14 protein-coding genes are annotated in these 8178 nt (G+C 60.1%); 10 read left to right on the top strand and 4 right to left on the bottom strand.

Translation table 11 applies throughout. The annotated features are described in order from the left end of the window. From ACO41U_RS03160 to ACO41U_RS03145, 4 genes are all read left to right on the top strand, one after another. Positions 1 to 366, top strand: a 366-nt coding sequence (locus ACO41U_RS03160) for a hypothetical protein (protein ID WP_485941529.1), incomplete at its 5' end; no start/stop codon positions are given. Positions 367 to 469: 103 nt separating this feature from the next. After that, on the top strand, positions 470 to 745 hold the full coding sequence (locus ACO41U_RS03155) for a hypothetical protein (RefSeq protein ID WP_485941527.1): 276 nt from the start codon (positions 470 to 472) through the stop codon (positions 743 to 745). A 130-nt stretch (positions 746 to 875) separates the two neighbouring features. After that, complete coding sequence (locus ACO41U_RS03150) at positions 876 to 1439, top strand: hypothetical protein (RefSeq protein ID WP_485941525.1); 564 nt, start codon at positions 876 to 878, stop codon at positions 1437 to 1439. A gap of 645 nt (positions 1440 to 2084) precedes the next feature. Continuing rightward, positions 2085 to 2246 (top strand): hypothetical protein, encoded by a 162-nt coding sequence (locus ACO41U_RS03145; RefSeq protein WP_485941523.1) that lies wholly within the window; start codon positions 2085 to 2087, stop codon positions 2244 to 2246. Positions 2247 to 2514: 268 nt separating this feature from the next. Here the strand turns inward: ACO41U_RS03145 and ACO41U_RS03140 are convergent, their stop codons facing one another. Continuing rightward, the gene (locus ACO41U_RS03140; RefSeq protein ID WP_485941521.1) at positions 2515 to 3381 is read right to left on the bottom strand and encodes a tyrosine-type recombinase/integrase; all 867 of its coding nucleotides are present in this window, start codon (positions 3379 to 3381) and stop codon (positions 2515 to 2517) included. 399 nt (positions 3382 to 3780) lie between these two features. On the opposite strand from ACO41U_RS03140, the gene ACO41U_RS03135 reads away from it, so the two are divergent. The 6 genes from ACO41U_RS03135 (at position 3781) to ACO41U_RS03110 (ending at position 5974) form a co-directional block, all read left to right on the top strand. Beyond that, a complete protein-coding gene (locus ACO41U_RS03135) occupies positions 3781 to 4068 on the top strand; it encodes a helix-turn-helix domain-containing protein (RefSeq protein WP_298779911.1) in 288 nt (95 codons plus the stop codon). A 3-nt stretch (positions 4069 to 4071) separates the two neighbouring features. Beyond that, the gene (locus tag ACO41U_RS03130; protein ID WP_298779914.1) at positions 4072 to 4308 is read left to right on the top strand and encodes a type II toxin-antitoxin system HicB family antitoxin; all 237 of its coding nucleotides are present in this window, start codon (positions 4072 to 4074) and stop codon (positions 4306 to 4308) included. Next, on the top strand, positions 4298 to 4555 hold the full coding sequence (gene relB / locus ACO41U_RS03125) for a type II toxin-antitoxin system RelB family antitoxin (RefSeq protein WP_298779916.1): 258 nt from the start codon (positions 4298 to 4300) through the stop codon (positions 4553 to 4555). The genes ACO41U_RS03130 and relB overlap by 11 nt, the downstream gene beginning before the upstream one ends. Continuing rightward, complete coding sequence (locus ACO41U_RS03120; protein WP_298779919.1) at positions 4539 to 4769, top strand: type II toxin-antitoxin system RelE family toxin; 231 nt, start codon at positions 4539 to 4541, stop codon at positions 4767 to 4769. Before relB ends, ACO41U_RS03120 begins: the two co-directional genes overlap by 17 nt. Positions 4770 to 5079: 310 nt before the next feature. Further along, positions 5080 to 5469, top strand: a complete 390-nt coding sequence (locus ACO41U_RS03115) for a type II toxin-antitoxin system death-on-curing family toxin (RefSeq protein ID WP_298779924.1) — start codon at positions 5080 to 5082, stop codon at positions 5467 to 5469. Positions 5470 to 5620: 151 nt separating this feature from the next. Continuing rightward, a complete protein-coding gene (locus ACO41U_RS03110; protein WP_298779927.1) occupies positions 5621 to 5974 on the top strand; it encodes a hypothetical protein in 354 nt (117 codons plus the stop codon). 122 nt (positions 5975 to 6096) lie between these two features. Here ACO41U_RS03110 and ACO41U_RS03105 read toward each other — a convergent pair whose 3' ends face one another. From ACO41U_RS03105 to ACO41U_RS03095, 3 genes are all read right to left on the bottom strand, one after another. Further along, positions 6097 to 6492 carry a hypothetical protein gene (locus ACO41U_RS03105; RefSeq protein ID WP_485941516.1) on the bottom strand — a complete coding sequence of 132 codons (396 nt, stop codon included), beginning with the start codon at positions 6490 to 6492 and terminating at the stop codon, positions 6097 to 6099. A 199-nt stretch (positions 6493 to 6691) separates the two neighbouring features. Then, entirely contained in the window at positions 6692 to 7375 is a 684-nt protein-coding gene (locus ACO41U_RS03100; protein WP_485941514.1) for a DNA-3-methyladenine glycosylase I, read from the bottom strand. 52 nt (positions 7376 to 7427) lie between these two features. Next, positions 7428 to 8048: an HAD family hydrolase gene (locus ACO41U_RS03095; protein ID WP_485941512.1), complete on the bottom strand. Its 621-nt coding sequence runs from the start codon at positions 8046 to 8048 to the stop codon at positions 7428 to 7430. Positions 8049 to 8178: the final 130 nt, after the last annotated feature.

Below are 8178 nucleotides of genomic sequence, written 5' to 3'. Positions count from 1 at the left end.
ATGGGGTACGGGTTCCGTATCCAGGAGGACGAAGGGCCATATTGGCTCTACGCCGTGAACACGGCTGGAGGCGAGGAGAACTGGGAGGAGTGCGACCAGGTGGAGTGGGCCGGGAGTTACGAGGCCACTCTGGAGGAGGCGCGTCGGTACCACTTCAGGCGGTACATGCTCGCCGAATACAGTATTTACAGGGAGGAGCTTGCGATCATCCCTGAGAAAAAGGCCGGGGCGTTCCTGATGGACTACGACGAGCTGCTGGGGCTTATCACGGCGTGGGAGGTTCGGGAGTACTGCCTGGAACTGGACGAGGAATTTGAGACGCGGCTCTGGTTCTACGAGAACCGGGGAAAGAGGAAGGCGGCCTAGGGAGGCAACCCTGGACCGCCGCGCACCACAGGAAGAGACACATCAACCCGAGGGCGGTTCCATTGTACCGCCTTCGGGGACAAAATCCAAGGAGGCTATGACGATGGGGCAGAAGGAGCTTGCGGAGAAGGTCAGGGAGCTGAAGGGGCTCAAGCAGATGGCTGAGGAGCTGGCGGCGGAGATAACGTCCATCGAGGACGAGATCAAGGCGGAGATGACGGCACGGGGCGTCTCGGAGATGCTGGTGGACGTGTTCAAGGTCCGCTGGACCAAGGTCCTGAGCAGGCGCTTCGACTCGACGGCGTTCAAGGCGACCCACGCCGATCTCTATGGGCAATACCTGAAGGAGGTCGAGACCCGGCGGTTCAGCGTGGCGTAGGGGAGAGCGGGGGCCTCCTTGGCCCCCTTTCGAGCCCGAACGCGTAACGGAATGATACGGGTTGGAAGAACCGTCGCCCTCCCTGTGGTTACGGGAGAGGCTGCAAGGGATACAGGAGGAATGATCGAGAATGGACATCACGCGGGAGTACATGGAGCAGTTCTCAAAACGCATGGGCAGCGTCACCCTGCCATCGGGGAAGAAGCTTCCCGCAATGACGAGGGAGTCGGGGCTTCGCGTTCACAGCAGGATTTTTCTCCGGGCCGACAACGTGCCGGAGTTCTACGTCTCCCTCAGCGATCCCGTCCCCGAGGAGACGGCGCTTCTGGTCATGCCGGACGGCCGGGCCGTGTTCGTCCCCGCGTCCCGCATCGAAGAGGCGGGGCTGGACAAGGAGCTCCCTCCTGCGGGGGTTCCCTTCTTCTCCACCTTCTATCCCATCTCCGGCATGCCGGGGGAGCGCCTGGCCCTGACGCGGCCGATCTCTAAGGGTAGGCTCCTGATGGCGGGCTCTACGGGGCGGGCCGTCGTGGTCGAATTGCCGGAGGACGTGTCGGGCGTCACCACAGGAAGGGCGCCCGAGGGCAGTACTCTCTTCCTCGCGGCCTATATCCTCGCCGACCCCCGGACAAGGGAGGTCGTCGTCTCGTCCCCGCCTCGTCCGATCGGCACCGACGCCCTAAGCCGAACTTAGCCCGTCAGGGTTCGCTTGACGGATTCGTCAAGCGAGGGTTTTGAGGGTACTCATTCCGTGAGTATCCTCGTCACCCTCAGAAATTCTGAGGGTATTCCCAAAACAAGTGTGTACGGTACACATCTCCGCCGAATTACCCACCCTCGGAAATTCTCTCGGAGATCCTGGGGCGTCCCCCTCAGGGGGCTCAATCCGTTTGATACCCGTGACGTACGTTTTGCGTACCTCACGTTTCGTTAGGGACCGAACGGGATGCCAGGGCAAGCGTCGTCAAAATGACGACAGTTGGCCTTCTTGGCCAAGAGGGCGACCGAAGTCAAAACAACTGCGGTTGAACCGCCCCCCCTCCCTGTGGCCACGCAACCACAGGGGACGAAGGCCCTTCTCTCCCTGCGGACGTTGGTATAATCCTCATGGAGGAGGTGAGGTCGTGGCAAAGATGGGACGGCCGAGGAAGATCAAGAGCGTCAGGCAGTTCGAGGAACGAGCGGAGGCCTATTTCATGGACTGCGAAGCCAAGGGGGAGCCCGTCCTGCTGACCGGCCTCATCCTGGCCCTGGGGTTGTGCTCTCGGGAGGGGCTCGACGAATACGGCAGGAGATCGGAGTTTGCTGACTCGGTAAAAGGGCCAAGCTCCGGGTCGGAATGGAGTACGAGAAGGCCCTGCATTCCCGCAACCCGTCCGGGCCGATCTTCGCCCTGAAGAACTTCGGCTGGACGGACAAGCAGGACGTGGAGCTGTCCGGGGGCGTCGCCGTCAACACCATCGCCGATCTGATGATGGAGGCCCTGGAGGACGAGGAATAGGCTCCTGGGCACCGCAAGGCGGCAGGACGAAGAAGCACGATATCGAAGGGTGTCCGAAGGTTGGACGCCCTTTTTGTTGGCCGGGGCTCCTCCCTGTGGTTACGTAGCCACAGGAAGAACCCAGGGGGCCGAGCCTCCCTGCCAACAGGTCGAAAACAGGGGCCTCCCTCTCTGCTAACAGGTCAAAAACAGGGAAGTCCCTTCGCTGGTAACAGCGTAAAAACAGCGAGTTCGATGTTGAAAAATGTTGAAGACCGAGGCCAAGACCTCAAACCTTCCTCACCCTGTGGCGGCGTGGGGCCACCTCGTTGACAAGGCTGCTCTCGGCGTGGGCCTTTCTCAGATCGTCCAGCGTCAGGGCAAGGTACTTCTGCGTCGTCGAAAGATCGGCGTGTCCCATCATGTCCCGCAGCGCGAAGACGTTCATGCCCCTCCGGAGCATCCCCAGTGCCGCCGCGTGCCGCAGGTGGTATGGCGTGATCGTCTTCCCCATCTGGGCCGCATACCGCCTGAGCCTGTGCCCCCAGGAGTTCTCCCGGAAAGGCGTCCCATCCTCCGAGCAGAACACCGGGGCGTCCCCCCATTCCGGATGACGCGCGGCCAGGAGGGCCTGAACCGCCAGCACCGTTTGCGCCGTGATGGGGACGGTCCGGGCCTGCCTCGTCTTGGCCGCAGGGGCGGGGATCGTCACCAGAAGGCCCGCCAGGTCGAAGTCCCCGGGCCGAAGCTGGAGGCTCTCTCCAGGCCGCGCCCCGCAGTCCAGGGAGAACAGCATCAGTGCGTAGTCCCGCATCCCCGTAAAGGTCCGCCTGTCCGGGAGCCTCAGGAGATCGGCCAGAGTGTCCGTCTCAATATGCACGACGCGCCCTACGGAACGGCGCTTCTTGAGCCCGGCCAAGGGGTGCCCACAGGAGAGCAGCCCTTCCTCCAGGCACCAATCGAAGAACTTTTTGATGTACTTGTAGCGCATGTTGTAAGTGTTGGGGTTGATGCCGTCGCTCAGGTAGGAGAGCGCAGCCGCCCGGTAGTCCTCCGTCCCCTTGGGGATTCGTTCGGAGAACGCCGCAAGATGGGCGCGGTAGTCCCGGAGCGTCCGAGGGGCCAAGCCCTCGGCCCGGCGGAAAGACAAAAACATCCCTACGGCTCCCGATATTTTTTGCATGGAGCTTCCCCCGGAAAGGCAATGAGAAAAGGAGCGGGATGAGCGACGGCCTATACAATTTCGGGCAATTCAAAATCTCCGTAAAGTCAGTTATTGTAAGGCTTGTAGCTCAGTGGATAGAGCGACGGCCTCCTAAGCCGTAGGTCGGCAGTTCGAATCTGCCCAAGCTCGCCATAGAGGAATTGCAGGGGTTTACAGGGAAAAAGTAGCAGAAAAATAGAGAAAATAGGCCGTCGCTCATGGGGAGCTTTGCAGCGCAAGGATTCCTGTCGTCTCGCTTTCAAAATGTCCGTTTTTCCATTCGGGAGAAACGGCTTTTCGTCTTTTACCATGTATAATTATAACAGTCCATCTGGAAGGGGTTATAATGGAATGAAGAGGAGGAACGATAATGCCAAGATGGACGGAAGCGGACCGCACTCCGTTAGCCTTCCTAAGGCAAATGCTTATCTCTCGCGCAACGAGACAGCAGTGAGATTACATGTTGGGGTTACGACGTTGGCGTGGTATGAAAACGGGGTAAACGATGTTCCAACGGGGGGCGCTGAAAAGATGGCAATCTTGTATCAAGTTCCCCTTGACGTAATGAGGGAGGCCGTTACGCAAACCCAGAACACTGTCGCGGCTGCGGTGTCTGCGGCCAAGAGAGAGGAGGGGTAAGGGATGGCGACCTATACGGCTTGCTACACGAAAATAGAGGCGGGCTACATGGGGCAGCTTCTCGAATGGCCGGAGGTCATCACTGAGGGGAGCACCCTTGAGGAGTGCCGGGCCATGCTGATAGACGCCGCCCAGGAGATGGCAAGGGCGTATCTGGAAACGGGGCAGGTCCCACCTCAAACGCCGGTCCTCTTTGAACCCCTTCCTGTGGCCATGGAGGGGGCATCGCATGTCGATTAACCGACGCGACCTCGTGAGGCACTTGGAGCAATACGGATTTTTCCTGCAGGTGGAGGCACGCCTGGGAGCGGAGAGCCGTGCAGCGCGGCAGACGCCAGAGAATCTTATTGCTGCAGCTATCGAGCAGTACCTTGAAGACCTGGAAGACTACCGGGGCGCCGTGAGGATTTCCGAGGAAGTTAGGAGCGGCAGGATGGAAACCTATAGCCTGGAAGATGTGAGAGTACGCCTTGGCCTGGGGAGTTAGGCTTTCGAGGGAAGCAGAGAAGACTTTAGGGCGCCTGGACAAATCCGCCCGAACGCGGATAGTGGATTTTCTGAGTACGCTGTCCTTCGCTTCCTCTCCACGAGAAAGGGGCGCAGCCCTGACTGGCCCGCTCTCAGGGTATTGGCGTTACCGCGTGGGAAACTACCGGCTCATCTGCGACCTTCGGGACTGCGAGCTCGTCGTCTCGTCTTGAAGATCGGACACAAAAGAGAGGTCTACAGGTAGGCCGGGGAAGATTCTGCATTGCTGGATGCGTTTAAAACGTACCCAGCCGAATTACGCACAGGGGCAAGGCCCCAAGCTGGAAGTCTGGGGAGCGTTCCGGGAAACACGGAGGTGAGATAGAGGGATGACCATTAAAGGCGTTTTGCTGAAGCATGGGAATACCGGCGTCATCTGCCGCCAAGGGGACGACGGAGAGCCGCAGGGAGAGGGGAGTCGACGCCGCGAGGCCCGAAGGACCTTGATGTCCCAGATCATCAAGGAGCACAAGGGAGCGTTCGATGAGCTCGCAAGGTATTGAATGGCTCAATGAGGAGGCCATACTTGACGCGGTGCTCCTTCTGCAGGAGCAGTATGCCGGAGACTCCATCGGGATTATCAACCTCAACCCCATCGGCTATATCGCCAACTTGGCCGCAGTTTCGCATTACTACGGCAGCGATCTCCTGTCCCTGGCCGCAGTGATAGGGCGCTCGATCATCCAGGGGCACCCCCTCCAGGATGGCAACAAGCGTCTGGGGATTCTCCTGATGACGCTGTTCCTCTCAGAGAATGGCGTGCGGCTCCAAGCAAGCGAAAGAGAGATTACCGAAACGGCGCTGTCCTTGGCGCAGGGGACGCTTGATTTCAACGGTCTGCGTTCTTGGCTGGGGGCGCATACTTGTGGATAAGAGCGTCAGGCCATGCCCTGGACAAGGCTCAGGAGATAACGGAGGCGTCCTCGGAACGGGAAAGGGACTGCCTTAAACGCAGGCCCCTTGAGCCCTCTCCCTGTGATCATGGGGGGGAGAACCGGTCGGCTGCAGGAGATGAAACGGGAACATGGCGGAACAGTATTTGTCGGCGCATGAGTTGGATGACAAAATTATGCGCTACTGCGGACGGCGCGTGCAGGTGAAACTCAAAGAGTCCTCATCCCTGTTCCCGTTGGGAGATGTCTTGACCTGCGTAGCATGGTACTACGACGAACATGCTATTGACATTGATGACGAGGAAGAAAAAGAGTTTATGGGGTATGGAATGCGGGTTTATGACGTCGAGATCAATGGAGTCCCCATAGCTGGGGTCGGGAGTATTCCCTTCGCGCATATTGCCGGATTCATTCCCCTGGAGGGTGAGAATACCCCGGAGGAAATAGACCGATTGTTTAAAAAAGCAAGCGGCATTAAGGCTTAAAATGAGCCCCTGCAGGATGGCCCCGCTCCTTGGCCCGAGGGTCAGCACTTGATCCCCTCAGAGGGGTCAATTCGTTTGATACCCTTGGTTCCTCACGGTTCGTTAGGGGGCGGCCAAGGGGCTCAAGTGTCGTCATTTTGACGACGGTTGGAGGACGGCCCCTGCTCCCCCTGACCAATGGGGTAACCGAAGTCAAGGCGACTGCGGTTGAGGTAGGTCCGGGGCTGCCTTGTCTTGGCCGCGGGGGCCGGGATCGTCACCAGGAGCCCCGACAGGTTGAAGTCCCTCGCTCGAAGCTGGAGGCTCTCCCCAGGCCGCGCCCCGCAGTCCAGGGAGAACAGCATGAGGGCGTAGTCCCTGAGCCCCGTGAAGGTCCGCCTGTTCGGGAGCCTCAGGAGCTCGGCCAGGAGGTGAGCACAGGAGAGCAGACCCTCCGAGAGACACCAATTGAAGAACTTCTTGAGGTACGCGAAGCGGAGGTTGTAAGTGTTGGGGTTGTGGTCATCGCTTTTAAGCATGTTAATAAACAGAGCCATCGGTTGAGCCGGTGGCTCTGTTTGTTGACACCTCGCGATTAAAAGAGTTGGCGTGCTTTAAACGGCGGGTGGCGGACAAAATCGGCGCCGCGAGGGACGGGCAAAAGGGCAAAGGAGCGTTGAGGCAAAGGCAGGGCGTGAAAGACGATCTGGAGGTTCCTTCCCCCCTTCGCCGGATATTTCATTCCTGCTGTATGCCGGGCTTGTCCTTTGCCCTGCGCTCCGCGCGTCCGATGCCCTCCTCGCCCTCCGGGGGCCGGTGGACGACGTCGGCGATTGCGATGAGCTGGCGTCGGCGCGGGCAGCTCTCGATGTGGTCGTTGATCACCCCGCAGGACTGGAGGTGCGAGTAGACCGTCACCGCCCCAAGGAACTTGAAGCCGCGCGCCTTCAGGTCCTGGCTGACGGCTGCGGACAGGGCGTTGCTGGCGGGGATGTTCCCTGCCTGGTGTCCGTCGTAGAGGATCGTCCTGCCCTCGGTGAAGGCCCACAGGTACTCGCTGAAGCTGCCGAACTCCTCCCGCACCTTCTGGAAGCAGCGGGCGTTGGCGATGATGGCCTGGATCTTGCGCGGGGCCCGAATCATGCCGGGAGTTTCCATGGCGCGGGCCACGTCCTCATCGGTGAAGGCCGCCAGGCGGTTCCAGTCGAAGCCCGCCAGGCATTGGCGAAAGATATCGCGCTTCTGCAGCACCGTGTTCCAGCTCAGCCCGCACTGCATGACCTCCATCATCAGGTGCTCAAAGTGCTTCCCGTCCTCGTGGACGGGGACGCCCCACTCCGTGTCGTGGTAGCGGCGCATCTCCGGGTTCATCAGGGCCCAGGGACAGCACCCCGTTTCCATTGTATCGTCCGTCGCACTCACTTTCGTTCCGCCTCCTCGTTCTATCCGTTCTGTCATCATAAGGTGACTCCGCTCAGGCGTCGCTTCTGAGCATCGAGCTCAAGTCCCTCTGAGCCTGTTCGTAGCTCTGGAATTGGATGGCCTGCATCCCGAAGTCCCGCGCCCCCTGGACGTTGGGCTCCAGGTCGTCGATGAAGACGCAGCGGCCCGGCGTCAGGGCGTATCGCTCGCAGATGGCGGCGTAGATGGCCCGGTCTGGCTTCAGGAGCTTCACGTCGCAGGAGAAGACGCCGCCATCCAGGACGGGCAGAAAGTCCAACACGCCAGGGTTGGCGTCCATGATGAGGTGCGAGTAGTTGGAGAGGAAGAGGGCGCGCCGGCCCGTCGCCTTGACCGATTGAATCCAGGGGATGGCGTAGTCCAGCCGGCTCACGCAGCCCCCTATGTGCTCCATGAGCGTTCGGATCTCGCCCTCACGACGGGGTGCGCCGGTGATGAAGCCCTCGATGATCGACTCCGTGCTCAGCACGCCCCGGTCCAGCTCGTCCCACAGTCCCGTCCCCCAGAGCGCCTCGTTGATCTCCTCGATGGCCCCCTCGTCCCCGACCCAGCGGTGGACGTAGCCGGTCCAGTCGAAGTTCGCCAGCACTCCTCCGATGTCGAAGATCACCGTGTCGATCGCAGCCGTACTCATCGTTTCACGTCCTCGTCAGTATGAGTTTAAACGCAGTATAACACGACGCCCCGGCGGACGTCAGGCTCGAAATAACGAGCTGGATACGCTACAATAACATTTACAAGCTGAATTTAGAAAGGAGCTGGTT

It is taken from the genome of Fretibacterium sp., from assembly GCF_057312375.1.
Note: the sequence above shows the minus strand (reverse complement) of the source record. Positions and strands in the feature narration are given on the sequence as shown.

Coding starts and splice junctions, on each gene's coding strand:
- ACO41U_RS03155 (WP_485941527.1), top strand. CDS start 470: ATGGGGCAGAAGGAGCTTGCGGAGAAGGTCAGGGAGCTGAAGGGGCTC.
- ACO41U_RS03150 (WP_485941525.1), top strand. CDS start 876: ATGGACATCACGCGGGAGTACATGGAGCAGTTCTCAAAACGCATGGGC.
- ACO41U_RS03145 (WP_485941523.1), top strand. CDS start 2,085: ATGGAGTACGAGAAGGCCCTGCATTCCCGCAACCCGTCCGGGCCGATC.
- ACO41U_RS03140 (WP_485941521.1), bottom strand. CDS start 3,381: ATGTTTTTGTCTTTCCGCCGGGCCGAGGGCTTGGCCCCTCGGACGCTC.
- ACO41U_RS03135 (WP_298779911.1), top strand. CDS start 3,781: ATGAAGAGGAGGAACGATAATGCCAAGATGGACGGAAGCGGACCGCAC.
- ACO41U_RS03130 (WP_298779914.1), top strand. CDS start 4,072: ATGGCGACCTATACGGCTTGCTACACGAAAATAGAGGCGGGCTACATG.
- relB (WP_298779916.1), top strand. CDS start 4,298: ATGTCGATTAACCGACGCGACCTCGTGAGGCACTTGGAGCAATACGGA.
- ACO41U_RS03115 (WP_298779924.1), top strand. CDS start 5,080: ATGAGCTCGCAAGGTATTGAATGGCTCAATGAGGAGGCCATACTTGAC.
- ACO41U_RS03110 (WP_298779927.1), top strand. CDS start 5,621: ATGGCGGAACAGTATTTGTCGGCGCATGAGTTGGATGACAAAATTATG.
- ACO41U_RS03105 (WP_485941516.1), bottom strand. CDS start 6,492: ATGCTTAAAAGCGATGACCACAACCCCAACACTTACAACCTCCGCTTC.
- ACO41U_RS03095 (WP_485941512.1), bottom strand. CDS start 8,048: ATGAGTACGGCTGCGATCGACACGGTGATCTTCGACATCGGAGGAGTG.